The organism is Streptomyces sp. LN549 (genome assembly GCF_043203805.1).
Lineage (GTDB): Bacteria > Actinomycetota > Actinomycetes > Streptomycetales > Streptomycetaceae > Streptomyces.
In genome coordinates this window covers 5,257,448-5,282,105 of record NZ_JAZHRI010000002.1, presented here as the reverse complement: position 1 = coordinate 5,282,105, position 24,658 = coordinate 5,257,448, and the positions used below count along the sequence as shown (strand labels likewise).

Sequence of the window (24,658 nt, the reverse complement as noted above, 5' to 3'; positions counted from 1 at the left end):
TAGGATTCGCGGCATGAGCTTTGGGCAAGGGGGGCCCTCCTGGGGGCCCGGGGGCACTGGGACTCCGGACTGGGCGGCGCTGGCCGAGACATCCGCGGCACGCGCCAGGCGCAAGAAGTGGCTGATGATCGGCGGGGGCGCGCTGGCCACCGCGGCGGTCGCCGCGATCGTGGCGACCGCGGTCATCTCGACCAACAAGAACGACTCCGGCGGCACGTCCGGGAAGAACGCGAGCGAGCTGCCGTCGGCGACCGCTCTGCCGAGCGACACGGCAGAGCCCGAACCGTCGTTCTCGTCGGTGGCCCCGCCGCCCCCGCCGGACCCGAAGGACTACATATCCGACGCGAAGAAGGACCGGGCGCCCTTCACGGTCGACGCCTTCTTCCCCGGCAAGAAGCTGACGATGGGCGACCGCGTCTACTCCAAGGGCGCGACGCACCTCACCTCGAAGTGCGCCACGGCCACCAAGGACGCGCTGGGCTCGATCCTCACGAACAACGGCTGTGACCAGCTCATCCGGGCCACGTACAGCCGCAGCGGGGTGGCCGTGACGGTCGGCCTCGCGGTCTTCGAGACGGAGGCCCAGGCCAAGAAGGCCGCCCGGCAGTCCAGCGGCAGCATCGCGGCGCTCAGCGGATCCGGTGTGCCCGTCTTCTGCGGCACTGGTTCCGTGTGCCGCCGCACCGCCAACTCCTACGGCCGGTACGCCTACTTCGCTATCAGCGGCTTCACCAGTGGGAAGGACGTGACCAAGGCCGACAAGAACGTGTTCGCCGTCGGTGACGACCTGACCAACTTCACGTTCCGCCAGATCCGCCACCGCGGCGAGGTCCAGGCCTCGGCGGCGGCCACCGCCCCCGCCACCTGACCCCGCCCGTCCTTCGGTTCAGCCAACTCTCCCGGATGCGGAGGACCGCTGCTGTGCGTCTCGTCTTCCTGGTCTCCTTCCTGCGCATCCTGCGCCACCGCGATGCCGTCGGCGTCGACCTGGCGCCCGACGAGGCCGTGGTCCTGGACCCGCCGGACGCCCCGCTGCGCGCCGCCCTCACCGCGGCCACGGCGGGCGACCACGCCCCGGCCCGGGAACTCCTCGCCGCGACGCGGGAGCACGCCCAGTGGGAACGCAGGGACGCGTACGTGAGCCGGCTGGCCCGTACCGCGCTGCACCACGACGGCTGGCTGGACGCCTGGCTCGCGGAGTCCCCCGACGACCCCGACGCCCTCCTGGTCGTCGCCGACTTCCACCTTCACCAGGCATGGAAGGTACGGACGGGCGCCCGCGCGAAGGACGTCGAACGGGACCAGTTCCAGGCCTTCTTCGCGCTCCTGGAGGACGCCGTGCCGGTGATCGGCGCCGCGGCCGAGCTCAACCCCGCAGACCCGGTCCCGTGGCGCATCGCGCTCACCCACGCCCGCGGCATGCAGGCCCCGCGCGAGGTCTTCGACGCGTATCTCGCCGAGGCCGAGGCCCGCGACCCGCACCACTTCGGCTGCCACGCGCAGGCGCTGCAGTACCTGTGCGCCAAGTGGTACGGCTCGCACGAGGAGATGTTCCGGTACGCGGAGCAGGTGGCCGAGTCCGCCCCGCCCGGTTCGAAGCTGCACGCGCTGCCGCTCCAGGCGGCGCTGGAGTACCGGCTGTCCGAGGCGGACGAGCCCGAAGGCCCTGACCCGTACGGTCCGAAGGTCGAGGCGGCCATCTCCCGCGCCCTGGCCCTCTCCGACACCTACGACGGGGCGGGCGACCGCGAGGCGGCCGGCTTCCGCAACGACCTGGCCCTGATGCTGATCATGGCCGACCGGCCGGCCGAGGCCCTCGACGTGTTCCGGGCCATCGGCGTCCACGCCACCGAGTACCCGTGGAGCAGGCTGGGCGACCCCCGTTCCGAGTTCCTCGAAGCCCGGTCCGAGGTCCGGCTCGACCTCGCCGCCGAGACCCCGTTCTTCAGCCGCCCGCCCCGGGCGCCCGCCGCCGCCCCCGACTGGGCGGCCCTCACCCCGCGCGCGGTCGCCATCATCCCCGCACCCCCGGCCGCCGTGGCACAGGCGGCCCTGTTCTGCGGGTACTCCCTGCGCACGGCCCCGGCGGGCGAGGGCTACAGCTATGTCGAGGTGGTCCCGGAGGCCCTCCGCGGCCGACGCGCGGCGCTGCTCCCGGAGGAGCCGCTGACCGAGGCGGCCGAGATCTTCACGATGGGTGAGAGCTGGCCCGTCCTGGTCCTGCACCGCACCCCCGAGCGCTGCACCGTCACCGCCCTCCACCAGGGCCATCAGATCGCGACGCACACCTGGGACGCCGAGTCCCCCGCCCCGGACCACGCCGATGTGCAGGCCGTCGCCGGGGAGCTGGCCCACCTGTACCGGCTCGCGGACCCGCGCCCGCTGGCCCACATCCTGCGGGCCACCGGCGACCCGGTACGCCACCAGGCCGAACTGGTGACGGCCCTCGGGATGCCGCCGGCCCCGCCGGGCTTCGGCGGGGACACCGAGGTCCTCGGCGAGATCCCCGGCGCCCGGGTACAGGCCCGCCGCTCCATCCTGGCGGGCATGCGCGACACGATGACGACGAGCACCGGCAGCCATCCGCCCGCGCCCGGCCCCGACACCCCACGGACGGGCCGCTGGTGGCTGACCCGTACCGCAGCGCTGGTGGCCGTCGGCGCGGCCGCGGTCCTCGCGTGGTGGAGTCCACGGGTCGGCTGGTTCCGCTCCTCGCTGCTGAGCGGCGCGGCCCTGTACCTGGCGGGGGTCCTCATGGCCGCGCTGCGCCGGCGCAGGCGCACAGCCCCCTGACCGGCCGTCAGCAGCAACCGGCCCCCGGAAGCGTCCGCACGTTGCGCGCCTCCACCGCCCTGGCCGCAAGCAACTCGTCGGCCGGGTAGGCGACTTCCTCCAGCGTCAGTCCGTGCGGCCGCACCACGTGCACCCCGGGATCGCGCACCCGGGCCGCCAGCACCTCGGCCGGCCACGGATACGGGCGGCGTCCGTCGCCCACGAACAGCATCGCCCCCACCAGCGCACGCACCATGTTGTGGCAGAAGGCGTCGGCCTGCACGGTCCCGGTGATGATTCCGGACGCCTCGTCACGTACCCAACTCAGCTTCTGCAGCGTCCGGATGGTCGTCGCACCCTCGCGCTTCTTGCAGTACGCGGCGAAGTCGTGCTCCCCGGTCATGCGCGCCGCCGCCGCGTTCATCGCGTCGAGGTCCAACTGCCGGTCGTGCCACAGCACATGACCGCGCACCAGCGGATCGACCCCGCCGGGCCCGTCCGACACCCGGTAGGCGTACCGGCGCCACAGTGCCGAGAAGCGGGCGTTGAACCCGGCCGGCGCCTCCTCGATCCGCCGGATCCGCACATCGGGCGCCATCCGCCCGGCCATCCGCCGCAGCAGCATCGAAGCGTGCTCGGCCCACACCTCGGCCGGCAGGTCCACATGTGCGACCTGGCCCCGGGAGTGCACTCCGGCATCGGTACGCCCGGCCACGGTCAGGTCGTAGGTGCGCGGGGAGCGGGTCACGGTCCGCAGCGCATCCTCGATCTCCCCCTGAACGGTCCGCCGGCCGGTCTGCTTCGCCCAGCCCGAGAAGTCCTTGCCGTCGTAGGCCAGGTCCAGCCGCACCCGTACGAAGCCGGGCTCCACCACGTCACTCACACCAGCGATCCTCTCAAGATCCGTACACAGCGAAACGGGCCCGCACCGCCCCGAAGGGTGATGCGGGCCCGTCCCAGAGGTCTCAGAACGCTCAGGCGTCCTTGGACTCCTCGTCGGCCTCGGCCGGCTTGGCGTCCTCGACGGACTCGACCGGGGTCTCGTCCTTCTTGAGGGCGTCTTCCTTGACCGCACGCTTCGTGGCGGCCTCGGCCTCACCGGTGGCAGCCTGCGCCACGGTCAGGGCCTCGACCAGCTCGATGACGGCCATCGGGGCGTTGTCGCCACGACGGTTGCCGATCTTGGTGATGCGGGTGTAACCACCGGGGCGGTTCTCGTACCGCGGGGCGATCTCGGTGAAGAGCGTGTGCACGATGCCCTTGTCCGTGATCGACTGCAGCACCAGGCGACGGTTGTGGATGTCGCCCTTCTTCGCCTTGGTGATGAAACGCTCGGCGACCGGACGCAGGCGGCGGGCCTTGGCCTCGGTCGTGGTGATGCGGCCGTGCTCGAACAGCGACTTCGCGAGGTTGTTGAGAAGAAGCTTCTCGTGCGCAGCGCTGCCGCCCAGACGGGCACCCTTGGCGGGCTGAGGCATGGTTTTTCTCCTTGTGTGCTGCACCGGCCGTATCAGGTACCGGTGTCAGTTCCCGTGCGGCGGTCGCCACACGGAAGTTTTCGTACGCCGTCCGCGCCCGACATCGAGCCTCAGCCCGAAGATCAAGCCCGTCCGGCGATCGAGGACGAAGCCCTCGCCCGGTCCGGGGCACCCAGAGAACCTGGGCACCCCGGCCGGAGGCGTCCTAGTACTGCTCGGTCTCCACGAAACCGGCGTCCGCGTCGTCGTCCGCGCCGAAGGCGTCGGCCGCGGCGGTCGGGTCGAAGCCGGGAGGCGAGTCCTTCAGCGCCAGGCCCATACCGGCCAGCTTCGCCTTGACCTCGTCGATCGACTTCGCACCGAAGTTGCGGATGTCGAGCAGGTCCGCCTCGGAGCGGGCCACGAGCTCGCCCACCGAGTGGATGCCCTCGCGCTTGAGGCAGTTGTACGAGCGGACCGTGAGCTCCAGCTCCTCGATCGGCAGCGCCAGATCGGCAGCGAGCGCGGCGTCCGTCGGCGACGGGCCCATGTCGATGCCCTCGGCGTCGATGTTGAGCTCGCGCGCCAGACCGAACAGCTCGACCAGGGTCTTACCGGCCGACGCCATGGCGTCACGGGGACGCATGGCCTGCTTGGTCTCGACGTCGACGATCAGCTTGTCGAAGTCGGTGCGCTGCTCGACACGGGTCGCCTCGACCTTGTACGTGACCTTGAGCACCGGCGAGTAGATGGAGTCGACCGGAATCCGGCCGATCTCCTGGCCCACCTGCTTGTTCTGGACGGCGGAGACGTAGCCGCGACCGCGCTCGACGGTCAGCTCCATCTCCAGCTTGCCCTTGCCGTTCAGCGTGGCCAGGACGAGGTCCGGGTTGTGGACCTCGACACCGGCCGGCGGGGCGATGTCAGCAGCGGTGACCAGGCCGGGACCCTGCTTGCGCAGGTACATCACGACCGGCTCGTCGTGCTCCGAGGAGACGACCAGCTGCTTGATGTTGAGGATGAGGTCGGTCACGTCCTCCTTGACGCCCGGCACGGTGGTGAACTCGTGCAGGACACCGTCGATGCGGATGCTGGTGACAGCGGCACCCGGGATCGAGGAGAGGAGCGTGCGGCGCAGGGAGTTGCCGAGCGTGTAGCCGAAGCCCGGCTCCAGCGGCTCGATGACGAACCGCGAGCGGAACTCGTCAACGACCTCTTCGGTCAGCGACGGACGCTGAGCGATAAGCATGTGTGAATCCTTCAGTCGTGGGCGCCCACTATTTGACACCCGACAGATGAAACAAGGATACGGGCGGCACACCCCCGTAGGGGGCATACCGCCCGTACCCACGCTACTGACGCACGGCCGTCACCGGCCGTGACGAATCAGACGCGGCGACGCTTCGGCGGACGGCAGCCGTTGTGCGGCGTCGGGGTGACGTCCTGGATCGAACCGACCTCCAGGCCCGTGGCCTGCAGGGAGCGGATCGCGGTCTCGCGGCCGGAGCCCGGACCCTTCACGAAGACGTCAACCTTGCGCATGCCGTGCTCCTGCGCGCGGCGGGCGGCCGACTCGGCGGCCATCTGCGCGGCGAAGGGGGTGGACTTGCGCGAGCCCTTGAAGCCGACGTGGCCGGCGGAGGCCCAGGAGATCACGTTGCCCGAGGGGTCCGTGATCGAGACGATGGTGTTGTTGAACGTGCTCTTGATGTGGGCGTGCCCATGAGCGACGTTCTTCTTTTCCTTGCGACGCACCTTCTTGGCTGCGCCCTGACGACCCTTGGGGGGCATGTCTTGACTCCAGATGGAGAGGGGAGGTGATCGGTCCTACAGCGAAGACCGCTGGATACTGCGGATGTCCGGAGATCCGGACGCTCGCAGTGCGTCCGCTGAGGACTACTTCTTGCCCGGCTTCTTCTTACCGGCGATCGCGCGACGCGGGCCCTTGCGGGTACGAGCGTTCGTGCTGGTGCGCTGGCCGTGGACCGGCAGACCGCGACGGTGGCGGATGCCCTGGTAGCAGCCGATCTCGATCTTGCGGCGGATGTCGCCCTGGATCTCGCGGCGAAGGTCACCCTCGGTGCGGAGGTTGGCGTCCACGTACTCGCGGATCTTGACCAGGTCCTCTTCGGCCAGGTCACGAACGCGGGTGTTCGGGTTCACGCCGGCGGCGGCGAGGATCTCCTTGGACCGGGTGCGCCCGATACCGAAGACGTAGGTGAGGGCAACCTCCACGCGCTTTTCGCGCGGGATGTCAACACCTGAAACGCGTGCCATTCAATGGCTCCAGTTGTTATGTCGGGGGTCTTCCGCAGCGCCACTCCCGACCGCCGACCTCTCGCTGGGAGAGGTGGTACGCCCGGGTCCCCGGCCCCCGCCGGAGGTGTCGTCAGCCGTGGCTTGGACGGGCACTGCGTATGTACGTTTACGTGCGTCGCGCGAAGTACTGCGAGATGCGAGGGGGTCGTGCGTCAGCCCTGGCGCTGCTTGTGGCGCAGGTTGTCGCAGATGACCATGACCCGACCGTGACGGCGGATCACCTTGCACTTGTCGCAGATCTTCTTGACGCTCGGCTTGACCTTCATGGGATGTCAGGTTCTCCGGGTCAGTGCCACCACCCCGCCGAAGCGAGATGTGGGCAAGATCTACTTGTAGCGGTAGACGATCCGGCCACGCGTCAGGTCGTACGGGGAGAGCTCCACCACGACCCGGTCGTCCGGAAGGATTCGGATGTAGTGCATCCGCATCTTGCCGGAGATGTGCGCGAGGACCTTGTGACCGTTCTGGAGTTCCACCTTGAACATGGCGTTCGGGAGGGACTCGATCACGGTGCCCTCAATTTCGATGGCACCTTGCTTCTTGGCCACGCTTCGCCTTTCGAATCGGCTACCTTGATCGACTTCCGTCACTCGTATGTGGACACACGGATGCACGAGAGCCGACGAGTCAGTCTACGTCAGCGGACTCCAAAAGACGAATCCGTCAAGTTTGCCCACCGCGGGAGATCCTTAGACCTCACGGTGGCTTTCAATCAGCCCAGCGGGTCGGGCGCCGCCTCCACCCCGTACTGCGCCAGCTTCTCGCGGCCGCAGTCCGGAGCGGTCAGGACCAGCGGGCCCTGCTCCGTGAGGGCGATGCTGTGCTCCCAGTGGGAGGACCAGGTGCCGTCGGTGGTGATGACGGTCCACTCGTCCTCCAGCACCTCGGTGCGGGCCGTGCCGAGGGAGACCATCGGCTCGATGGCCAGGCAGAGGCCCGGGACCAGCTTGATGCCCTTGCCGCGCTTGCGGGCGACATAGTTCAGCAGGTGCGGGTCCATGTGCATCTCGGTGCCGATGCCGTGCCCGCCGTAGTCCTCGATGATGCCGTACTTGCCCGTCGCCGGACGGGGCTGACGGCGGATGTAGGACTCGATCGCCTTCGAGATGTCGACCAGGCGGTTGTTCACCTTCATCGCGGCGATGCCCGCCCACATCGACTCCTCGGTCACCCGGGAGAGCTCGACGAGCTCCGGAGCATGACCGGTGCCGACGAAGGCCGTGTACGCGGCGTCGCCGTGCCAGCCGTCGATGATCGCGCCGGCGTCGATGGAGATGATGTCGCCGTCCTTGAGGACGGTCTTGTCGTCCGGGATGCCGTGGACGACGACCTCGTTGACCGAGGTGCAGATCGTCGCGGGGAATCCGCCGTACCCGAGGAAGTTCGACTTCGCGCCGTGGTCGGCGATCACCTTGCGGGCGACCTGGTCCAGGTCCTGCGTGGTGGCGCCGGGCACCGCCGCCTCACGGGTGGCCGCGTGAATGGCAGCGACCACCAGCCCCGCCTCACGCATCTTCGCGATCTGCTCGGGGGTCTTGATCTGCACCATTGCGCGGCGCCTTTCTGGATGGACGGTGACGGCTGCGGCGTATTCAACGATACGGCGCAAACAGTCGGCCGCGGCGCCCAAGGACGCCGCGGCCGACTGCACTGCATGTATGACGGGTGTTCTCTCTCAGCCCTCGTCGGACTTCAGAGCCTCCATGGCCCGCTCGGTCACATCGGTGACCTTGCCGAGCGCGGAGATGGTGACCACCAGGTTCTGCGCCCTGTAGTAGTCGATGATCGGCTCGGTCTGCGTGTGGTAGACCTCGAGCCGGGTGCGGACCGTCTCTTCGCTGTCGTCGTCGCGCTGGTACAGCTCGCCGCCACAGGTGTCGCAGACACCCTCGTTCTCCGGCGGGTTGTACGTCACGTGGAACACGTGCGCGCTCTCGTTGCGGCAGACCCGGCGGCCCGCGATCCGCTTCACGACCTCGTCCTCGGGAACCTCGAGGTCGAGTACCGCGTCCAGCTTTACGCCCTCGTCCTTGAGCATCACATCGAGAGCCTCGGCCTGGCCCACGTTGCGCGGGAAGCCGTCGAGCAGGAAGCCGTTGACCGCGTCCGGCTGGGACATGCGGTCCTTGGCCATCCCGATCGTGACCTCGTCCGGCACCAGCTGCCCCGCGTCCATGAAGGCGCGGGCCTGCTTGCCAAGGTCAGTGCCCTGGCTGATGTTGGCGCGGAAGAGGTCGCCCGTGGAGATGTGCGGAATCGACAGGTTCTTGGCAAGGTACGCAGCCTGCGTTCCCTTGCCGGCACCCGGCGGGCCGACGAGGACGATTCGCATCAGCGGAGGAACCCTTCGTAATTGCGCTGCTGGAGCTGACTCTCGATCTGCTTCACGGTCTCCAGACCCACACCCACGATGATCAGGATGCTCGTCCCGCCGAACGGGAAGTTCTGGTTCGCGCCACCGAAGCCTGCCAACGCCATCGTCGGCACAAGAGCGATCAGACCCAGGTACAGCGATCCCGGCCAAGTGATCCTGTTGAGCACGTAGCTCAGGTACTCGGCAGTAGGTCGACCGGCCCGGATACCCGGGACGAAGCCACCATACTTCTTCATGTTGTCGGCGACTTCCTCGGGGTTGAACGAAATCGCCACATAGAAGAAGGCGAAGAAGACGATCAACAGGAAGTACGTCGTCAGGTAGTACGGGTGGGTGCCCTTGACGAAGTGGTCCTGGATCCAGGTCGCCCAGCCCGCGGTGGAGTTGGAGAACTGGACGATCAGGGCCGGGATGTAGAGCAGCGAAGAAGCGAAGATGACGGGGATCACACCCGCCTGGTTCACCTTCAGCGGGATGTAGGTGGACGTACCACCGTACGACCGGCGCCCGATCATGCGCTTCGCGTACTGCACCGGGATACGGCGCTGGGCCTGCTCGACGAAGACGACGAGGGCCACCATCACGAAGCCGATCAGGATGACGGTGCCGAACTCGATCCAGCCGTCCGCGAGCTTGCCGCTCGTCTTGATGGCCCACAGGGCGCCGGGGAAGCTGGCGGCGATCGAGATGAACATCAGGATCGACATGCCGTTGCCGATGCCGCGGTCGGTGATGAGCTCACCGAGCCACATGACGGCGGCGGTACCGGCGGTCATGGTGATGACCATGACGACCGTCGTGAACATCGACTGGTTCGGGACGATCTGGTCGGCGACCGGGCATCCGCTGAAGAGCGCACCGCTGCGTGCGGTGGCCACCAGGCCGGTGCCCTGCAGGATGGCGAGTGCGACCGTCAGATAACGCGTGTACTGCGTGATCTTTGCCTGGCCGGACTGCCCCTCCTTCTTGAGCGCCTCGAGTCGGGGAATCACCACGGTCAGCAGCTGAAGAATGATGCTGGCCGTGATGTACGGCATGATGCCGAGCGCGAAGATCGTGATCTGCAGCAGTGCACCACCGCTGAACATGTTCACCAGGCCGAAGAGGCTGTTGTTGCCCTTGCTTGCCTGATCAACACAGGTCTGGACGTTCTCGTAGCTCACTCCCGGTACCGGGATGTGCGCCCCGAGCCGGTAGAGCACGATGATGCCGAGCGTGAAGAACAGCTTCTTGCGCAGGTCGGGCGTCTTGAACGCCCGGGCGAACGCGGTGAGCACGGTGCCTCCTGCGACCCCCGCGCAATGCGTAGAGGTGACGGTCTTGAGGATCGATGAATACGTAATAGCCAAAGAGCCCAGGGCGGTTGCGCCCAGGGCTTACCACAGCAACGGAGGCCACCTTACCGGCGTACATGCCCCCCTAGGAACGACCAACCGGGGATGCCCCATATGAGAGGCATCCCCGGTCGGATGTTCAGGCCACCGAATGGTCCGAGTTGTCTCAGACGAGCTCGGTGACAGTGCCGCCGGCAGCGGCAATCTTCTCCTTGGCGGAGCCGGAAACGGCGTCAACCGAAACCTGCAGCGCCACGGAGATCTCGCCCTGTCCGAGGACCTTGACGAGGTGGTTGTTACGCACAGCGCCCTTGGCGACCAGGTCGGCCACCGTGACCTCTCCACCCTCGGGGTAGAGCGTCGCGAGCTTGTCCAGGTTCACGACCTGGTACTCGGTGCGGAACGGGTTCTTGAAGCCCTTGAGCTTCGGGAGACGCATGTGGAGGGGCATCTGGCCACCCTCGAAGCGCTCCGGAACCTGGTAACGGGCCTTGGTGCCCTTGGTACCACGACCAGCGGTCTTACCCTTGGATGCCTCACCACGACCCACACGGGTCTTGGCGGTCTTGGCACCCGGGGCAGGCCGGAGGTCATGCGCCTTCAGCGGCTTGTTCTCCGCCATGTCAGTCGACCTCCTCAACCGTCACGAGGTGGCGGACGGTGTGAACCATTCCGCGGAACTCGGGGCGGTCCTCCTTGACAACCACGTCGTGCAGGCGCTTGAGCCCGAGCGAACGCAGGGTGTCGCGGTGGTTCTGCTTGCTGCCGATGTACGACTTCGTCTGCGTGATCTTGAGGCGAGCCATTACACACCCGCCGCACGAGCACGAAGGAGAGCCGCGGGGGCGACGTCCTCGAGGGGCAGACCACGGCGAGCCGCGATCTCCTCGGGACGCTGCAGGCCCTGGAGGGCCGCCACGGTCGCGTGCACGATGTTGATCGGGTTGGAAGACCCGAGCGACTTCGACAGGATGTCGTGAACGCCGGCGCACTCCAGAACGGCGCGCACCGGGCCACCGGCGATAACACCGGTACCGGGGGAAGCAGGCTTGAGCAGAACGACGCCCGCAGCCTTCTCGCCCTGGATCGGGTGAGGGATGGTGCCCTGGATACGCGGAACCTTGAAGAAGCTCTTCTTGGCCTCTTCAACGCCCTTCGCAATGGCCGCGGGAACTTCCTTGGCCTTGCCGTAACCGACACCGACGGTGCCGTCACCATCGCCCACCACGACCAGCGCGGTGAAGCTGAAGCGACGACCACCCTTCACAACCTTGGCGACACGGTTGATCGCGACGACGCGCTCGACGTACGCGGTCTTCTCGGCGGCAGCTGCGCCGCCGTCACGGCCCTTCCGGTCCCGCCGCTCGCCGCCACCGGCACCGCTTCCGCGGCGCTGGGGTCCAGCCATTGGATTTACCTCTCTCTGTTACGTCCGCTGTGCGTAGGAACCGGGGCTTAGAACTTCAGCCCGGCTTCACGGGCGGCGTCAGCCAGAGCGGCAATCCGCCCGGCGTACTGGTTACCACCGCGGTCAAACACGACGGCCTCGACGCCTGCGGCCTTGGCACGCTCGGCGACCAGGGCCCCGACCTGCTTGGCCTGGCTGCTCTTGTCGCCCTCGCCACCACGGATGGAGACGTCCAGGGTCGACGCCGACGCGAGCGTGTGGCCCGCGATGTCGTCGATGACCTGAGCCACCATGTGGCGGTTGGAACGCGTCACAACCAAGCGCGGACGCTCCGGCGAACCGGAGATGTGCTTGCGGACGCGGATGTGGCGACGCTTGAGGGCTGCACGCTTGTAGGCGTCGCCCTTGGCGATCTTTACGCCGTATGCCATCGCTACTTACCAGCCTTTCCGACCTTGCGGCGGATGACCTCGCCGGCGTACTTGACGCCCTTGGCCTTGTACGGGTCAGGCTTCCGCAGCTTGCGGATCTTGGCCGCGGTCTCGCCGACCTTCTGCTTGTCGATGCCCTCGACGGTGAACTTCGTGGGGGACTCCACCTTGAAGGTGATGCCCTCCGGGGCCTCGATCAGGATCGGGTGGCTGTAGCCCAGGGCGAACTCCAGGTTGGAGCCCTTCGCCTGGACGCGGTAACCGACACCACTGATCTCGAGCGCCTTGATGTATCCCTGGGTCACACCGGTGATCATGTTCGCCACCAGCGTGCGGGACAGGCCGTGAAGGGCCTTGTTCTGACGCTCGTCGTTCGGGCGGGCGACGTTCAGGACGCCGTCCTCACCCTTGGTGACCTCGATCGGCGACGCAACGGTGTGCGAGAGGGTGCCCTTGGGGCCCTTCACCGCGACCGTACGGCCATCGATGGTGACGTCCACACCGGCGGGAACCTGGATGGGGAGCTTGCCGATTCGCGACATGAGCTATTCCTCCGTTCCCGACTACCAGACGTAGGCGAGGACTTCCCCACCTACGCCCTTCTTGCTGGCCTGCTGGCCGGTCAGGAGACCGTGGGACGTGGAGATGATCGCCACGCCCAGGCCGCCGAGAACCTTCGGCAGATTGGTGGACTTTGCGTATACACGCAGACCCGGCTTCGAGATTCGCTTGATGCCGGCGATCGAGCGCTCGCGGTTCGGGCCGAACTTCAGCTCGAGGACGAGGTTCTTGCCAACCTCGGCGTCCTCGACCTTCCAGCCCGTGATGAAGCCCTCCTGCTGGAGGATCTCCGCGATGTGCGACTTGATCTTGCTGTGCGGCATCGTGACGTCGTCGTGATACGCCGAGTTCGCGTTACGCAGACGCGTGAGCATGTCTGCGATGGGATCAGTCATGGTCATGAGTTGGCCTTCGGCCTCTCTCGCCGGGGTTTCCTGTATGCGCCATCCCTCTCCCTACTCAGAGGCAGGACGGGTGCGGTGCGGGGACCTACGGCGTAGTAAGTCGGTCTTGGGCGGCAGGCGCCCAACCCCACAAGCCTACGGCATGTGAGGGCGGGCTCCTGCCGACCAGATGCTTACCGAGAGTCTCCGGTGATTCCCAACGCCCAAAGGGCGAAGGAGAATTACCAGGAGCTCTTGGTCACGCCCGGCAGCTCGCCACGGTGAGCCATCTCACGAAGGCACACGCGGCACAGGCCGAACTTGCGGTAGACGGAGTGGGGCCGGCCGCAGCGCTGGCAGCGGGTGTACCCGCGAACGCCGAACTTCGGCTTACGGGCGGCCTTAGCGATCAGAGCCTTCTTCGCCACGGTCAGTTCTCCTTGAACGGGAAGCCGAGGTGACGAAGGAGGGCACGACCCTCGTCGTCATTGGTCGCCGTGGTGACCACGGTGATGTCCATGCCCCGGACCCGGTCGATCTTGTCCTGGTCGATCTCGTGGAACATGACCTGCTCCGTGAGACCGAAGGTGTAGTTGCCACGGCCGTCGAACTGCTTCGGCGACAGGCCACGGAAGTCACGGATACGCGGAAGCGCGAGCGACAGCGTACGGTCCAGGAACTCCCACATGCGGTCACCACGGAGGGTGACGTGGCAGCCGATCGGCTGCCCCTCGCGCAGCTTGAACTGCGCGATCGACTTGCGGGCCTTGGTGACGGCCGGCTTCTGACCGGTGATCGTGGTGAGGTCGCGCACGGCGCCATCGATCAGCTTGGAGTCGCGGGCGGCGTCGCCCACACCCATGTTGACCACGATCTTGACCAGACCGGGAATCTGCATGACGTTCTCGTAGGAGAACTCCTCACGCAGCTTGCCGGCGATTTCCTCGCGGTAGCGCGTCTTGAGACGCGGCGCAGTGGTGGTAGTCATCAGATGTCCTCACCGGTGCGCTTGGCAACGCGGATCTTGTTGCCCTCGTCGTCAAAGCGGTAGCCGACGCGAGTAACGACCTTGTTGCCGTCCTTCTCAACAACCAGCTGCACGTTGCTGACGTGGACGGGCGCCTCGGTCGTCACAATGCCACCGGTCTGCGAACCGCGAGCGGTCTGACCGGCCTTCGTGTGCTTCTTGACCCGGTTGACACCCTCGACGAGGACGCGGTCCTGAGCAGGGTAGGCAACGATGACCTTGCCCTGCTTGCCCTTGTCCTTACCGGTGATGACCTGAACCAGGTCGCCCTTCTTGATCTTCATGCTTACAGCACCTCCGGCGCGAGCGAGATGATCTTCATGAACTTCTTCTCGCGCAGCTCACGGCCCACCGGGCCGAAGATACGGGTGCCGCGGGGGTCGCCGTCGTTCTTCAGAATGACAGCGGCGTTCTCGTCGAAGCGGATGTACGAGCCATCCTGACGACGACGCTCCTTGACGGTGCGAACGATGACGGCCTTGACGACGTCACCCTTCTTCACGTTGCCACCGGGGATCGCGTCCTTGACGGTGGCGACGATGACGTCACCGATGCCCGCGTAGCGGCGACCCGAGCCACCGAGAACACGGATGGTGAGAATTTCCTTCGCACCCGTGTTGTCGGCGACGCGCAGTCGCGACTCCTGCTGGATCACGTCTATCTCCTGATCGTCTGCCGGTTCCCGGCGGGGGCCGCTCCGTTACCGGAACGAACCCCCGCCGAGCCTGGCGGAACCTGCCTGAGGGGAATGCCCCTCAGGAATTACTTGGCCTTCTCGAGGATCTCGACGATGCGCCACCGCTTCGTGGCGGACAGCGGCCGGGTCTCCATGAGGAGGACACGGTCGCCGACGCCGGCGGCGTTCTGCTCGTCGTGAGCCTTGAGCTTGTTCGTACGGCGGATGACCTTGCCGTACAGCGCGTGCTTGACGCGGTCCTCGACAGCGACGACGACGGTCTTGTCCATCTTGTCGCTGACGACCAGACCCTCACGGGTCTTGCGGAAACCGCGGTCGGTGTTCGTCTCAGTCACAGTCTTCTCGCTCATCAGACGCTCTCCACCGTCTCGATGCCGAGCTCGCGCTCACGCATCAGGGTGTAGATCCGGGCGATGTCCTTACGGACGGACTTGAGCCGGCCGTGGTTCTCGAGCTGTCCGGTCGCCGCCTGGAAGCGGAGGTTGAACAGCTCTTCCTTGGCCTCGCGGAGCTTGTTGAGGAGCTCCTCGTTGCCCAGCTCGCGCAGCTCGGACGTCTTGGTACCGGCCGACATCACGACTCACCTGCCTCGCGCCGAACAATCCGGCACTTCATCGGAAGCTTGTGAGCAGCGCGGGTGAGCGCCTCACGAGCAATCTTCTCGTTCGGGTAGGACAGCTCGAACATCACCCGACCCGGCTTGACGTTCGCGATCCACCACTCGGGAGAACCCTTACCGGAACCCATGCGGGTCTCGGCAGGCTTCTTCGTCAGGGGACGGTCCGGGTAGATGTTGATCCAGACCTTGCCGCCACGCTTGATGTGACGGGTCATCGCGATACGAGCGGACTCGATCTGACGGTTCGTCACGTACGCCGGGGTCAGCGCCTGGATGCCGTACTCGCCGAACGCAACCTGCGTGCCACCCTTGGACATACCGCTGCGCTTCGGGTGGTGCTGCTTGCGGTGCTTGACCCTACGGGGGATCAGCATTTCGGTCAGGCCTCCGTTCCGGTGCTCTCAGCCGCCGGAGCAGCGGCGGACGCCTCGGCCTTGGGGGCCTCGGCGGCCGGAGCCGACTGCTGCGGCTTGCGGCCGCGACCGCCACGCTCGCCACCACGGCCACCGCGGCCGGCCGGACGGTCAGCGCCGCCACGGGCCGGGCGGTTGCCCGCACGGGCAGCAGCGTTCTCGGCGCGGACCTCGGCGATGTTCTTGACGTCGCCCTTGTAGATCCAGACCTTCACGCCGATGCGGCCGAAGGTCGTCTTGGCCTCGAAGAAGCCGTAGTCGACGTTCGCACGGAGGGTGTGCAGGGGCACGCGGCCCTCGCGGTAGAACTCCGAGCGGGACATCTCGGCGCCGCCGAGGCGACCGCCGCACTGGATCTTGATGCCCTTGGCGCCGGCCTTCATCGTGCTCTGCATGCTCTTACGCATGGCACGACGGAAGGAGACGCGGGAGGAGAGCTGCTCGGCGACGGCCTGGGCCACCAGCTGAGCGTCCACCTCGGGGTTCTTGACCTCGAGGATGTTCAGCTGGACCTGCTTGCCGGTCAGCTTCTCCAGCTCGCCACGGATGCGGTCGGCCTCGGCGCCGCGGCGGCCGATGACGATGCCCGGGCGGGCGGTGTGGATGTCAACGCGGACGCGGTCGCGGGTGCGCTCGATCTCAACCTTCGAGATGCCGGCTCGCTCCATGCCCTTCGTCATCATGCGACGAATGGCAACGTCTTCCTTGACGTAGTCCTTGTACAGCTTGTCGGCGTACCAACGGGACTTGAAGTCCGTGGTAATGCCGAGCCGGAACCCGTGCGGGTTTACCTTCTGGCCCATTACCGGGTTCCTTCCTTGCTGCTGACGACCACGGTGATGTGGCTGGTCCGCTTACGGATCCGGTAGGCACGGCCCTGAGCACGCGGACGGAACCGCTTCAGGGTCGGGCCCTCGTCCACGTACGCCTCGCTGATGACCAGCGAAGAGGCGTCAGGGTGGTCGTAGTTGTGTGCAGCGTTGGCAATGGCGCTGTCAAGCACCTTGCCAACCGGCACGCTCGCGGCCTGCGGGGCGAAACGCAGGACCGCCTGAGCCTCCGTGGCATCCATGCCACGGATGAGGTCCACCACTCGGCGGGCCTTCATGGGCGTGACGCGGATGTACCGCGCCTGGGCCCTGGCTTCCATGGTTGTCCCTTCGGTGTGAGTCATAGTCGTTTCCACCCCGCGCTAGCGGCGCTTCGACTTCCGGTCGTCCTTGACGTGGCCGCGGAAGGTGCGAGTCGGCGAGAACTCGCCGAGCTTGTGGCCGACCATCGACTCGGTGACGAACACCGGGACGTGGATCTTGCCGTTGTGCACCGCGATGGTGTGACCCAGCATGGCCGGGATGATCATCGAGCGACGGGACCAGGTCTTGATGACGTTCTTGGTGCCTGCCTCGTTCTGTACGTCCACCTTCTTGATGAGGTGGCCGTCGACGAAGGGCCCCTTCTTGAGACTGCGCGGCATCTAAACCCGCTCCTAGCGCTTCTTGTTCGTCTTGCGGCGGCGGACGATGTACTTGCTCGATGCCTTCTTCGGCGAGCGAGTACGACCCTCCTTCTGACCCCACGGCGAGACCGGGTGACGTCCACCGGAGGTCTTGCCTTCACCACCACCGTGCGGGTGGTCGACCGGGTTCATCGCAACACCGCGGACGGACGGGCGAACGCCCTTCCAGCGCATGCGACCGGCCTTGCCCCAGTTGATGTTCGACTGCTCGGCGTTGCCGACCTCGCCGATCGTGGCGCGGCAGCGGGCGTCGACCAGGCGGATCTCACCCGACGGCATACGAAGGTGGGCCATGGTGCCCTCCTTCGCCAGCAGCTGCACGGAGGCACCCGCGGAACGGGCGAACTTCGCGCCGCCGCCGGGCCGCAGCTCGATGGCGTGGATGGTCGTACCGACCGGGATGTTGCGCAGCGCCAGGTTGTTGCCAGGCTTGATGTCGGCGGCCGGGCCGTTCTCGACACGGTCGCCCTGCGTCAGGCCACGCGGCGCGATGATGTAGCGCTTCTCGCCGTCCGCGTAGTGCAGGAGCGCGATGCGCGCGGTGCGGTTCGGGTCGTACTCGATGTGCGCGACCTTGGCCGGCACGCCGTCCTTGTCGTGACGACGGAAGTCGATCACGCGGTAGGCGCGCTTGTGGCCACCACCCTGGTGGCGAACGGTCACACGACCGGTGTTGTTACGGCCGCCCTTGCTGTGCAGGGGGCGGACCAGCGACTTCTCCGGCGTGGACCGCGTGATCTCGACAAAGTCGGCGACGCTGGAGCCACGACGGCCCGGGGTCGTCGGCTTGTACTTGCGGATACCCATTTCTCAGTCCTCGTCCGATTCCGGACGACTCGACCTCCGTTAGGAGGTCGGGCCGCCGAAGATGTCGATACGGTCGCCCTCAGCGAGGGTCACGATGGCGCGCTTGGTGTCAGCGCGCTTGCCGAAACCGGTCTTGGTGCGCTTGCGCTTACCCTGACGGTTGATCGTGTTGACCCCGGTGACCTTGACCGAGAAGACCGCTTCCACGGCCTGCTTGATCTGGGTCTTGTTGGAGCCGGGCGCGACGATGAACGTGTACTTGTTCTCGTCGAGCAGCGCGTAGCTCTTCTCCGAGACAACCGGCTTGACGAGAACGTCACGCGGGTCGTCGTAGGTCTTGCTGGTAACGGTCGCCTCGCTCATCAGGCGTCGCTCCCTTCGGTCTCAGCGGTCTGGGGGCCAGACACGAAGGACTCGAAGGCGGCCTGGGTGAAGACCACGTCGTCAGAGACGATCACGTCGTACGTGTTCAGCTGGCCCGGCTCCAGGATGTGCACCTGGGGCAGGTTGCGTGCGGAGAGCCACGCGGCCTCGTCGTTGCGGTCGACGACCAGGAGCACGTTCTTGCGCTCCGAGATCTTGCCGAACAGCGACTTCGCGGCCTTCGTGGAGACTCCACCCTCGACCACGCCGGTGACGACGTGGATGCGGGAGTGACGCGCCCGGTCGGAGAGGGCACCGCGCAGGGCGGCGGCCTTCATCTTCTTGGGGGTGCGCTGCGAGTAGTCACGCGGCTGCGGGCCGTGGACGACGCCACCGCCGACGAACTGCGGCGCGCGGGTCGAACCCTGGCGCGCACGGCCGGTGCCCTTCTGGCGGTACGGCTTGCGCCCACCACCACGGACTTCGCCGCGGGTCTTGGTCTTGTGCGTGCCCTGACGGGCAGCTGCCAGCTGTGCGACGACGACCTGGTGGATCAGCGGAACGCTGGTCTTCGCGTCGAAGATCTCCGAGGGGAGCTCGACGGTACCGGCCTTGTCGCCTGCCGGCGAAAGGATGTCAATGGTGCTCATTACCTCAAGCCCCCTTGGCCGCGGTACGGACCAGGACGAGGCCGCCGTTCGGACCGGGGACTGCGCCCTTGATGAGCAGCAGACCCTTCTCCGCGTCAACCGCGTGGATGGTCAGGTTCTGGGTGGTGACGCGCTCGTTACCCATCCGGCCGGCCATGCGCATGCCCTTGAAGACACGCCCAGGGGTGGCGCAGCCACCGATCGAACCGGGGGAACGGTGCTTGCGCTGGACGCCGTGACCGGCGCCGAGGCCCTTGAAGTTGTGACGCTTCATGACACCGGCGAAGCCCTTGCCCTTGCTCTTGCCCGTGACGTCAACCTTGACGCCGGACTCGAACACCTGGGCGGTGATCTCCTGGCCCAGCGTGTACTCGCTGGCGTCAGGGGTGCGGAGCTCCACCAGGTGGCGGCGGGGGGTCACGTCGGCCTTGGCGAAGTGACCCTTGAGGGGCTTGTTCACCTTGCGCGGGTCGATCTCGCCGAAGGCGATCTGGACCGACTCGTAGCCGTCGCTGTCGTTCGTGCGGACCTGCGTCACGACGCACGGACCGGCCTTGACGACGGTCACCGGGACAACCCGGTTGTTCTCGTCCCAGACCTGGGTCATGCCGAGCTTCTCGCCCAGGACGCCCTTGATGTTCTTGCTCATCTCGGCCCGTCCCCTCAGAGCTTGATCTCGATGTCGACGCCAGCCGGCAGGTCGAGGCGCATCAGCGAGTCAACCGTCTTCGGCGTGGGGTCGAGAATGTCGATGAGGCGCTTGTGCGTGCGCATCTCGAAGTGCTCGCGAGAGTCCTTGTACTTGTGCGGCGACTTGATGACGCAGTACACGTTCTTCTCAGTGGGCAGCGGCACCGGGCCCGCGACCGACGCACCAGTGCGGGTCACCGTCTCGACGATCTTCTTCGCCGAGGAGTCGATGACCTCGTGGTCGTAGGCCTTGAGCCGGATGCGGATCTTCTGTCCCGCCATGGCTACTAGTAGTCCTGTCTCTCGTAACGCTCTGGAACCCGAGGTTCTGGTAACTCCGCCTCCGACCCACGCGGTCGGGCGTGTCGCATCCCCTCTACGAAAATCTCCCGAAGAAGATCCCAACCAAGGGGGTGCGGGCCTGAGACCGCGGATGCCGGGGGTGAAACCCCACCGGGCGCCTGGCCGGTGCCACACATACGCTTCCCGAAAGATTCCCGTACGTCCGGCCCTTACAGGGCCGACGAGTACTGTGGGACTCGCTTCCGGTCCTCCCGGCGGGAGGCGCGCAGCATTGACACTCAACCGAGCAACCTGGTCAGTGTGCCATACGGGGCACGAGCCTGGCCAATCGGGCCGGAGATCCTACCCCCCGCGGATGAATGGTCAAACGCGGGCACGCTCCGGCCGCCGGCGGCGTCAGTCGCGGGTGTTCGTCCCGCAGCCCTCGACATCCTCTTCCAGGAGGGTCCGGCTGCGGTCGTAGGGGTCCTTGGCCGGGCCGGTGGCGGGGGCGCCGGTGTCAGCTGCGCCCGGGAAGACGGGGTGGTAGTACCCGTCGTGGACGCCGCACTCGTTGTTGAAGAAATAGGACGCGTACGTCGAGACGAAGGTGTAGTTCGCGTGCACCCGCACCTCACCCGGAATTCGGTCGAGTGTGGCAAGCCCGCGCCCCTAGAGTGACCGGCCGGGGACGGCGACTCACGGGGGCACGGCAGATGCGTACGCACTATCCAAGGACCGCGCATCTGCCCTGGTCACCCGGGGCCACCTCGGACGACGTGCGCCTGGCCGACCTCGCCGGACTGACCGGCTCCGAGGTCGTGGTCACCGAGAAGCTGGACGGCGAGAACACCACCCTGTACGCGGACGGACTGCACGCCCGCTCCCTCGACTCGGCGCACCACCCCTCCCGGGGCTGGGTCAAGGCGCTCCAGGGCCGCATCGGTCCCCGTATCCCGGCGGGGCGGCGGATCTGCGGCGAGAACATGTTCGCCCGGCATTCGATCCCGTACGAGGACCTCGCGAGCCACTTCTACGGATTCTCCGTCTGGGACGGGGAGCTCTGCCTGGGCTGGGACCGGACCGTGGACTTCCTGCGGGACCTGGGGATCCCCACACCGGCGGTGCTGTGGCGCGGAGTGTTCGACGTCCGGGCCGAGAAGGCGCTGCGCGCGCTGAAGCCGGATACGGAGCGCCAGGAGGGGTACGTCGTCCGTCCCGCCGAGAGCTTTCCGGCCGCTGCGTTCGGGCGGCGGGTGGCCAAGTGGGTGCGGCCGGGCCACGTGACGACGGACACGCACTGGATGCACGCGGAGGTGGTCGAGAACGGGCTGGGTCCGGCCGCCGCCCTGTGGGCCGTGCGTTCGGGCGCCCCGGTGGACCCGGCGGCACTCGCCGTCGCGGCGGGCACCGGTCCGGGCGACGCGGCCGCGGCTCTCGCGACGGGTGACGCGCTGGACGCGCTGGGCCGTACGGGCGACGACCGGCTGGCCGGGGTGCTCGCCGCCCTGCTGCACCGCACCCGCCGGTCCGCACTCGCACCGGCGCTCGCCGGACCGCTGGGGATGCCGCTCGCCCGCCGGACCGCGGACCTCGTCGGCCTGTACCCCGCGCTGCACCGCCCGTACCCGGACGAGGAGCGCCACAGCGGCCTGGCGCGGATGTCGCTCGCCGCCGACCTGCCCGTCCTGCACGCACTGGCCGCCGAGCTGACCGAGACGCCCGAGGCCCGCGAGCAAGTGGAGTGGTCGGCCCTGCACGCCCAGGACGTGCGCGAACCGGACGGACTGCCCGAGGCCTTCTCCGGCCTGGAGCCGGACGCCGCCGCGCGCTGCCTGGCGCAGGCCCGCGAGGCGTACGCGCTGGGCCGCATCAGCACCGCGGAGGAGGCGGTCGCCGCGACCTGGCGGTGGCGGTCCGGGGACTTCCCGCGCCTGATCCACCTGGTCGGCCCCTCCGGAAGCGGCAAGAGCACCTTCGGCCGCGGTCTGCCGGGCATCGCCACGTATCTCTCGCTCGACGACCTGCGCCAGGCCCGCGGATCGCGTGCCGACCAGAGCGCCAACGCGGACGTCCTGCGCGAGGGGCTGGGCCGCCTGGACGCCGCCCTGGTCCCCGGCGCCACCGTGGTCTGGGACGCCACCTCGCTCAACCCGCACCAGCGCTCCCTGGTGCATGCGGTCGCCGCCCGCAAGGACGCCCTGATCACCCACGCCGTGGCGTGGATCGGCGAGGACGAGCTGACCGCGCGCAACGGCCGGCGCAGCCACCCGGTGCCCCCGGAGGTCCTGGCCTCCCAGCTGCGCCGCTTCGTACCCCCGTATCCCGGCCAGGCCCACCGCACCTGGTACATCGGGACGAGCGGAACCGTGGAGGACCGGACCTGATGCGTACGAGCGAGGAGATCTACCACCGGGTCCGCTGGGACGCCCGTTTCGACCCGGCGCGCTTCGTCCTGGGCGTCGCCCAGCGCGGCCGGGACCCCAAGCGGGTGCCGCTGGAACGGTTCACCCCCGGCGGGGACGTCCCCTGGCACCGGGTGCTGTTCTTCGAAGCGGACGGCGAGGTGGTGTGGGACCGGTCCACGGGCACCGACCGGATCGACACCACGGACGCGGGCCGGATCCGGACCCCGCGTCGGCTCCCGTCCCCTTACTTCACCTCCCGCACCCCGCACGCCTTCTCCCCGGCCACGGGCACCTGGGAACCGGCCGCCCCCGGGCCGCCGGGCCCGTCCGCCCCGCTCACGGTCCTCACCTGGAACACCCTCTGGGACCGGTACGACAGCGACCGCATCGACACCACCCGGCGCCGCCCGCTGCTGCTCGATGCCCTGCGCGCGGCGGACGCGGATGTCATCGCGCTCCAGGAGGCGGAGCCCGCGCTGCTGGAGCTGCTGCTGAACTGCGACTGGGTACGGGACGGGTACGTCCTCGCCACCGACCCGGCGGGCCGTGACGTACCGGACTGCGGTCTGCTGCTGCTCAGCCGGCTACCCGTGAGCGAGGCGGCTCTGCACGCACTCGGCCCGCACAAGGCGGTGACCGCGGCCGTCGTGGAGACGGCCGAGGGCCCCGTCACGGTGGCCGTCACCCATCTCAGCAGCGACCACTCCCCCGAGGGCGCCACTCGCCGCGACACCGAACTGGCCGACCTGGCAACGGGTTTGGCCGCCATCGAGGGCGAACTGCTGCTCGTCGGCGACTTCAACGACGGCGGCGACCGTCCGCAGGCCCGCCTGGCGATGACGGACGCCTGGATCGAGGTGCACGGCCCCGCCGACACCACTCCCACCTTCGACCCGTCGGTGAACCCCCTCGCCGCCGTCTCCTCGCTGTCGGGCCGCGTCTCCCGGCTGGACAGGGTCCTGCTGCGTACGGAGAGGCTGCGAGCCCGGTCGGCGGCCCTGACCGGCGACGCCCCCGACCCGGGGGGCCTGTACGTCTCCGACCACTACGGGGTACGGGTGGAGCTGGGCCCGCCCCTTGCTGCCGCTGAAGGGGTTACGGAACGGATCGCCGCCGCCCTCCCCGGCGCCCGCGTCCACGTCGTCGGCTCCCGGCGTATGGGCTGTGCGGCACCCGGGGCCGACCTGGACCTGGTCGCCGCACTGCCCGGCGCCCCCGACCCGGCAGGTGTACGGGAACGACTGACCGCCGCGTTCCCGGAGGCGCGGGATCTGCGTGAGGTGGCGGGCGCCCGGGTGCCCGGCCTGCGCTGGCATCTCGACGCCCTCCGAGTCGACCTGGTCACCGTGGCGACCGGCACCCTCTCCCCCGCCGAGGCGGTCGCCCGCCGCACCGAGCTGGGCGAGGCGGCGGCGGTCGCGCTCAGCGCGGTCAGCGACGCCGAAGCGGTGCTCGCGGCGGCGGATCCGCACCGTGACGCGTTCGCCGCTCTCGCCCGGGACGTCAAGGCGTGGGCGGGCGCGAGGGGCCTCGACTCCGCGCCCTGCGGCGGCCTGCCGGGCCTCGCCTGGTCCGTGCTCGCGGCCCGTACCGCACACGAGGCCGGCGACCTGCTGCCGCTCGCGCTGCTCCGGCACTTCTTCGCGACGTGGGCGGTGTGGGACTGGGACGAGGCGGTGGGCGGGGCTGCGGCAACCGGTGCCCCGGTTACGGTGCTGACCCCGACCGCCCCGGTGCGTTCCTGCACCGCGCAGGTGTCCGTCGCCGGCCGCGAACTGCTCGCCGCCGAGCTGTACCGGGCTTGGGAGATCCTGGAGTCTGCGGGGGACGGGGACGACCCGCGGTCGCTGCTGTGCGCGCCGCCGCGCCTCCCCGACCTGCACCCTTCCTGGGCCCTCGCCTCCGTACCCCCGGGCGGCCCCGACGAGGGGCGGCTACGCGGCCGGCTCCTCGCCCTGACCGCCGCCCTCGCCGACGCGGGCGCCGCCGACTGCCGCATCTGGCCGCGCCCGCTCACGGCCGGCGGTCGCACGGGGTACGCGATCGGGCTCGGTGCGACGCCGCCGGGGGCGCACCGGCTGGCGGAGATCGGGGCGGAGGTGCTGCGCGGCATCCGGGACGCGTCGTTGGCCCCGGTACGTATGTAA

Annotated in this window: 36 protein-coding genes; 4 read left to right on the top strand and 32 right to left on the bottom strand. The window is 68.2% G+C overall.

Translation table 11 applies throughout. The features are described 5' to 3' along the window. The first annotated feature begins 13 nt into the window (after positions 1-13). Together SH922_RS24095 and SH922_RS24090 are read left to right on the top strand one after the other, a co-directional pair. Entirely contained in the window at positions 14-868 is an 855-nt protein-coding gene (locus SH922_RS24095; RefSeq protein ID WP_393059928.1) for a hypothetical protein, read from the top strand. Positions 869-921: 53 nt separating this feature from the next. After that, a complete protein-coding gene (locus SH922_RS24090) occupies positions 922-2,793 on the top strand; it encodes a hypothetical protein (protein ID WP_393059927.1) in 1,872 nt (623 codons plus the stop codon). 7 nt (positions 2,794-2,800) lie between these two features. Here SH922_RS24090 and truA read toward each other — a convergent pair whose 3' ends face one another. From truA to SH922_RS23930, 32 genes are all read right to left on the bottom strand, one after another. Continuing rightward, a complete protein-coding gene (gene truA, locus SH922_RS24085; RefSeq protein WP_393059926.1) occupies positions 2,801-3,655 on the bottom strand; it encodes a tRNA pseudouridine(38-40) synthase TruA in 855 nt (284 codons plus the stop codon). Between the two features lie 91 nt (positions 3,656-3,746). Further along, positions 3,747-4,250, bottom strand: a complete 504-nt coding sequence (gene rplQ / locus SH922_RS24080; RefSeq protein ID WP_136328425.1) for a 50S ribosomal protein L17 — start codon at positions 4,248-4,250, stop codon at positions 3,747-3,749. Positions 4,251-4,455: 205 nt separating this feature from the next. Then, entirely contained in the window at positions 4,456-5,478 is a 1,023-nt protein-coding gene (locus tag SH922_RS24075; RefSeq protein ID WP_003966937.1) for a DNA-directed RNA polymerase subunit alpha, read from the bottom strand. A 137-nt stretch (positions 5,479-5,615) separates the two neighbouring features. Further along, the gene (gene rpsK, locus SH922_RS24070) at positions 5,616-6,020 is read right to left on the bottom strand and encodes a 30S ribosomal protein S11 (RefSeq protein ID WP_003956432.1); all 405 of its coding nucleotides are present in this window, start codon (positions 6,018-6,020) and stop codon (positions 5,616-5,618) included. A 105-nt stretch (positions 6,021-6,125) separates the two neighbouring features. Then, the gene (gene rpsM / locus SH922_RS24065) at positions 6,126-6,506 is read right to left on the bottom strand and encodes a 30S ribosomal protein S13 (RefSeq protein ID WP_014154579.1); all 381 of its coding nucleotides are present in this window, start codon (positions 6,504-6,506) and stop codon (positions 6,126-6,128) included. A 194-nt stretch (positions 6,507-6,700) separates the two neighbouring features. Further along, positions 6,701-6,814, bottom strand: coding sequence for a 50S ribosomal protein L36 (gene rpmJ, locus SH922_RS24060; RefSeq protein WP_003956441.1), 114 nt, complete (start codon positions 6,812-6,814; stop codon positions 6,701-6,703). A gap of 60 nt (positions 6,815-6,874) precedes the next feature. Beyond that, the gene (infA, locus tag SH922_RS24055) at positions 6,875-7,096 is read right to left on the bottom strand and encodes a translation initiation factor IF-1 (protein WP_003956442.1); all 222 of its coding nucleotides are present in this window, start codon (positions 7,094-7,096) and stop codon (positions 6,875-6,877) included. Between the two features lie 164 nt (positions 7,097-7,260). Then, complete coding sequence (gene map, locus SH922_RS24050) at positions 7,261-8,097, bottom strand: type I methionyl aminopeptidase (RefSeq protein ID WP_328895812.1); 837 nt, start codon at positions 8,095-8,097, stop codon at positions 7,261-7,263. 126 nt (positions 8,098-8,223) lie between these two features. Continuing rightward, complete coding sequence (locus SH922_RS24045) at positions 8,224-8,880, bottom strand: adenylate kinase (RefSeq protein ID WP_393059925.1); 657 nt, start codon at positions 8,878-8,880, stop codon at positions 8,224-8,226. Then, the gene (secY, locus tag SH922_RS24040; protein WP_351003254.1) at positions 8,880-10,199 is read right to left on the bottom strand and encodes a preprotein translocase subunit SecY; all 1,320 of its coding nucleotides are present in this window, start codon (positions 10,197-10,199) and stop codon (positions 8,880-8,882) included. Before secY ends, SH922_RS24045 begins: the two co-directional genes overlap by 1 nt. A gap of 223 nt (positions 10,200-10,422) precedes the next feature. Next, complete coding sequence (gene rplO / locus SH922_RS24035; RefSeq protein ID WP_018550610.1) at positions 10,423-10,878, bottom strand: 50S ribosomal protein L15; 456 nt, start codon at positions 10,876-10,878, stop codon at positions 10,423-10,425. A gap of 1 nt (position 10,879) precedes the next feature. Further along, a complete protein-coding gene (gene rpmD, locus SH922_RS24030; RefSeq protein ID WP_018550611.1) occupies positions 10,880-11,062 on the bottom strand; it encodes a 50S ribosomal protein L30 in 183 nt (60 codons plus the stop codon). Further along, a complete protein-coding gene (rpsE, locus tag SH922_RS24025; protein ID WP_326738108.1) occupies positions 11,062-11,664 on the bottom strand; it encodes a 30S ribosomal protein S5 in 603 nt (200 codons plus the stop codon). The genes rpmD and rpsE overlap by 1 nt, the downstream gene beginning before the upstream one ends. Before the next feature lie 47 nt (positions 11,665-11,711). Continuing rightward, on the bottom strand, positions 11,712-12,095 hold the full coding sequence (gene rplR / locus SH922_RS24020; protein ID WP_018550612.1) for a 50S ribosomal protein L18: 384 nt from the start codon (positions 12,093-12,095) through the stop codon (positions 11,712-11,714). Positions 12,096-12,097: 2 nt separating this feature from the next. Beyond that, a complete protein-coding gene (gene rplF, locus SH922_RS24015; RefSeq protein WP_326738107.1) occupies positions 12,098-12,637 on the bottom strand; it encodes a 50S ribosomal protein L6 in 540 nt (179 codons plus the stop codon). 21 nt (positions 12,638-12,658) lie between these two features. Beyond that, positions 12,659-13,057, bottom strand: a complete 399-nt coding sequence (gene rpsH / locus SH922_RS24010; protein ID WP_018519291.1) for a 30S ribosomal protein S8 — start codon at positions 13,055-13,057, stop codon at positions 12,659-12,661. A 224-nt stretch (positions 13,058-13,281) separates the two neighbouring features. Continuing rightward, positions 13,282-13,467, bottom strand: coding sequence for a type Z 30S ribosomal protein S14 (locus SH922_RS24005; protein WP_003948630.1), 186 nt, complete (start codon positions 13,465-13,467; stop codon positions 13,282-13,284). A 2-nt stretch (positions 13,468-13,469) separates the two neighbouring features. Then, positions 13,470-14,027 (bottom strand): 50S ribosomal protein L5, encoded by a 558-nt coding sequence (gene rplE, locus SH922_RS24000; protein ID WP_018550615.1) that lies wholly within the window; start codon positions 14,025-14,027, stop codon positions 13,470-13,472. After that, positions 14,027-14,350, bottom strand: a complete 324-nt coding sequence (rplX, locus tag SH922_RS23995; protein ID WP_018550616.1) for a 50S ribosomal protein L24 — start codon at positions 14,348-14,350, stop codon at positions 14,027-14,029. Before rplX ends, rplE begins: the two co-directional genes overlap by 1 nt. 2 nt (positions 14,351-14,352) lie before the next feature. Next, positions 14,353-14,721, bottom strand: a complete 369-nt coding sequence (rplN, locus tag SH922_RS23990) for a 50S ribosomal protein L14 (RefSeq protein WP_003966950.1) — start codon at positions 14,719-14,721, stop codon at positions 14,353-14,355. 107 nt (positions 14,722-14,828) lie between these two features. After that, positions 14,829-15,113 (bottom strand): 30S ribosomal protein S17, encoded by a 285-nt coding sequence (gene rpsQ, locus SH922_RS23985; protein WP_073786784.1) that lies wholly within the window; start codon positions 15,111-15,113, stop codon positions 14,829-14,831. Beyond that, positions 15,113-15,337 (bottom strand): 50S ribosomal protein L29, encoded by a 225-nt coding sequence (gene rpmC, locus SH922_RS23980; RefSeq protein ID WP_024494976.1) that lies wholly within the window; start codon positions 15,335-15,337, stop codon positions 15,113-15,115. The genes rpsQ and rpmC overlap by 1 nt, the downstream gene beginning before the upstream one ends. Next, positions 15,337-15,756, bottom strand: coding sequence for a 50S ribosomal protein L16 (gene rplP, locus SH922_RS23975; RefSeq protein WP_003966953.1), 420 nt, complete (start codon positions 15,754-15,756; stop codon positions 15,337-15,339). Before rplP ends, rpmC begins: the two co-directional genes overlap by 1 nt. Before the next feature lie 5 nt (positions 15,757-15,761). Further along, positions 15,762-16,598, bottom strand: a complete 837-nt coding sequence (gene rpsC / locus SH922_RS23970; RefSeq protein WP_123461067.1) for a 30S ribosomal protein S3 — start codon at positions 16,596-16,598, stop codon at positions 15,762-15,764. Further along, a complete protein-coding gene (gene rplV, locus SH922_RS23965; protein WP_026290933.1) occupies positions 16,598-16,945 on the bottom strand; it encodes a 50S ribosomal protein L22 in 348 nt (115 codons plus the stop codon). Before rplV ends, rpsC begins: the two co-directional genes overlap by 1 nt. Before the next feature lie 42 nt (positions 16,946-16,987). Next, positions 16,988-17,269 (bottom strand): 30S ribosomal protein S19, encoded by a 282-nt coding sequence (rpsS, locus tag SH922_RS23960; RefSeq protein WP_023539342.1) that lies wholly within the window; start codon positions 17,267-17,269, stop codon positions 16,988-16,990. Positions 17,270-17,281: 12 nt separating this feature from the next. Next, positions 17,282-18,118 carry a 50S ribosomal protein L2 gene (gene rplB / locus SH922_RS23955; protein ID WP_145765090.1) on the bottom strand — a complete coding sequence of 279 codons (837 nt, stop codon included), beginning with the start codon at positions 18,116-18,118 and terminating at the stop codon, positions 17,282-17,284. 39 nt (positions 18,119-18,157) lie between these two features. After that, positions 18,158-18,481 carry a 50S ribosomal protein L23 gene (gene rplW, locus SH922_RS23950; protein WP_356322373.1) on the bottom strand — a complete coding sequence of 108 codons (324 nt, stop codon included), beginning with the start codon at positions 18,479-18,481 and terminating at the stop codon, positions 18,158-18,160. Next, positions 18,481-19,131, bottom strand: a complete 651-nt coding sequence (gene rplD, locus SH922_RS23945) for a 50S ribosomal protein L4 (RefSeq protein WP_363067025.1) — start codon at positions 19,129-19,131, stop codon at positions 18,481-18,483. The genes rplW and rplD overlap by 1 nt, the downstream gene beginning before the upstream one ends. Positions 19,132-19,135: 4 nt before the next feature. After that, complete coding sequence (gene rplC, locus SH922_RS23940) at positions 19,136-19,780, bottom strand: 50S ribosomal protein L3 (RefSeq protein WP_136328436.1); 645 nt, start codon at positions 19,778-19,780, stop codon at positions 19,136-19,138. 14 nt (positions 19,781-19,794) lie between these two features. Then, positions 19,795-20,103: a 30S ribosomal protein S10 gene (rpsJ, locus tag SH922_RS23935; RefSeq protein ID WP_003948644.1), complete on the bottom strand. Its 309-nt coding sequence runs from the start codon at positions 20,101-20,103 to the stop codon at positions 19,795-19,797. 417 nt (positions 20,104-20,520) lie between these two features. Further along, the gene (locus tag SH922_RS23930) at positions 20,521-20,730 is read right to left on the bottom strand and encodes a hypothetical protein (protein WP_393059924.1); all 210 of its coding nucleotides are present in this window, start codon (positions 20,728-20,730) and stop codon (positions 20,521-20,523) included. 89 nt (positions 20,731-20,819) lie between these two features. Here SH922_RS23930 and SH922_RS23925 point away from each other — a divergent pair, with 89 nt between their 5' ends. Further along, on the top strand, positions 20,820-22,490 hold the full coding sequence (locus SH922_RS23925) for an RNA ligase family protein (RefSeq protein WP_393059923.1): 1,671 nt from the start codon (positions 20,820-20,822) through the stop codon (positions 22,488-22,490). Continuing rightward, positions 22,490-24,658 carry an RNA repair domain-containing protein gene (locus tag SH922_RS23920; protein WP_393059922.1) on the top strand — a complete coding sequence of 723 codons (2,169 nt, stop codon included), beginning with the start codon at positions 22,490-22,492 and terminating at the stop codon, positions 24,656-24,658. The genes SH922_RS23925 and SH922_RS23920 overlap by 1 nt, the downstream gene beginning before the upstream one ends.

What these genes read in the sequence shown, in the direction of transcription:
- SH922_RS24095 (WP_393059928.1), top strand. Translation starts at nt 14, where the DNA reads ATGAGCTTTGGGCAAGGGGGGCCCTCCTGGGGGCCCGGGGGCACTGGG.
- rplQ (WP_136328425.1), bottom strand. Translation starts at nt 4,250, where the DNA reads ATGCCTCAGCCCGCCAAGGGTGCCCGTCTGGGCGGCAGCGCTGCGCAC.
- SH922_RS24075 (WP_003966937.1), bottom strand. Translation starts at nt 5,478, where the DNA reads ATGCTTATCGCTCAGCGTCCGTCGCTGACCGAAGAGGTCGTTGACGAG.
- rpsK (WP_003956432.1), bottom strand. Translation starts at nt 6,020, where the DNA reads ATGCCCCCCAAGGGTCGTCAGGGCGCAGCCAAGAAGGTGCGTCGCAAG.
- rpsM (WP_014154579.1), bottom strand. Translation starts at nt 6,506, where the DNA reads ATGGCACGCGTTTCAGGTGTTGACATCCCGCGCGAAAAGCGCGTGGAG.
- rpmJ (WP_003956441.1), bottom strand. Translation starts at nt 6,814, where the DNA reads ATGAAGGTCAAGCCGAGCGTCAAGAAGATCTGCGACAAGTGCAAGGTG.
- map (WP_328895812.1), bottom strand. Translation starts at nt 8,097, where the DNA reads ATGGTGCAGATCAAGACCCCCGAGCAGATCGCGAAGATGCGTGAGGCG.
- SH922_RS24045 (WP_393059925.1), bottom strand. Translation starts at nt 8,880, where the DNA reads ATGCGAATCGTCCTCGTCGGCCCGCCGGGTGCCGGCAAGGGAACGCAG.
- rplO (WP_018550610.1), bottom strand. Translation starts at nt 10,878, where the DNA reads ATGGCGGAGAACAAGCCGCTGAAGGCGCATGACCTCCGGCCTGCCCCG.
- rpmD (WP_018550611.1), bottom strand. Translation starts at nt 11,062, where the DNA reads ATGGCTCGCCTCAAGATCACGCAGACGAAGTCGTACATCGGCAGCAAG.
- rpsE (WP_326738108.1), bottom strand. Translation starts at nt 11,664, where the DNA reads ATGGCTGGACCCCAGCGCCGCGGAAGCGGTGCCGGTGGCGGCGAGCGG.
- rplR (WP_018550612.1), bottom strand. Translation starts at nt 12,095, where the DNA reads ATGGCATACGGCGTAAAGATCGCCAAGGGCGACGCCTACAAGCGTGCA.
- rplF (WP_326738107.1), bottom strand. Translation starts at nt 12,637, where the DNA reads ATGTCGCGAATCGGCAAGCTCCCCATCCAGGTTCCCGCCGGTGTGGAC.
- rpsH (WP_018519291.1), bottom strand. Translation starts at nt 13,057, where the DNA reads ATGACCATGACTGATCCCATCGCAGACATGCTCACGCGTCTGCGTAAC.
- rplE (WP_018550615.1), bottom strand. Translation starts at nt 14,027, where the DNA reads ATGACTACCACCACTGCGCCGCGTCTCAAGACGCGCTACCGCGAGGAA.
- rplX (WP_018550616.1), bottom strand. Translation starts at nt 14,350, where the DNA reads ATGAAGATCAAGAAGGGCGACCTGGTTCAGGTCATCACCGGTAAGGAC.
- rpsQ (WP_073786784.1), bottom strand. Translation starts at nt 15,113, where the DNA reads ATGAGCGAGAAGACTGTGACTGAGACGAACACCGACCGCGGTTTCCGC.
- rpmC (WP_024494976.1), bottom strand. Translation starts at nt 15,337, where the DNA reads ATGTCGGCCGGTACCAAGACGTCCGAGCTGCGCGAGCTGGGCAACGAG.
- rplP (WP_003966953.1), bottom strand. Translation starts at nt 15,756, where the DNA reads ATGCTGATCCCCCGTAGGGTCAAGCACCGCAAGCAGCACCACCCGAAG.
- rpsC (WP_123461067.1), bottom strand. Translation starts at nt 16,598, where the DNA reads ATGGGCCAGAAGGTAAACCCGCACGGGTTCCGGCTCGGCATTACCACG.
- rplV (WP_026290933.1), bottom strand. Translation starts at nt 16,945, where the DNA reads ATGGAAGCCAGGGCCCAGGCGCGGTACATCCGCGTCACGCCCATGAAG.
- rpsS (WP_023539342.1), bottom strand. Translation starts at nt 17,269, where the DNA reads ATGCCGCGCAGTCTCAAGAAGGGGCCCTTCGTCGACGGCCACCTCATC.
- rplB (WP_145765090.1), bottom strand. Translation starts at nt 18,118, where the DNA reads ATGGGTATCCGCAAGTACAAGCCGACGACCCCGGGCCGTCGTGGCTCC.
- rplW (WP_356322373.1), bottom strand. Translation starts at nt 18,481, where the DNA reads ATGAGCGAGGCGACCGTTACCAGCAAGACCTACGACGACCCGCGTGAC.
- rplD (WP_363067025.1), bottom strand. Translation starts at nt 19,131, where the DNA reads ATGAGCACCATTGACATCCTTTCGCCGGCAGGCGACAAGGCCGGTACC.
- rplC (WP_136328436.1), bottom strand. Translation starts at nt 19,780, where the DNA reads ATGAGCAAGAACATCAAGGGCGTCCTGGGCGAGAAGCTCGGCATGACC.
- rpsJ (WP_003948644.1), bottom strand. Translation starts at nt 20,103, where the DNA reads ATGGCGGGACAGAAGATCCGCATCCGGCTCAAGGCCTACGACCACGAG.
- SH922_RS23925 (WP_393059923.1), top strand. Translation starts at nt 20,820, where the DNA reads ATGCGTACGCACTATCCAAGGACCGCGCATCTGCCCTGGTCACCCGGG.
- SH922_RS23920 (WP_393059922.1), top strand. Translation starts at nt 22,490, where the DNA reads ATGCGTACGAGCGAGGAGATCTACCACCGGGTCCGCTGGGACGCCCGT.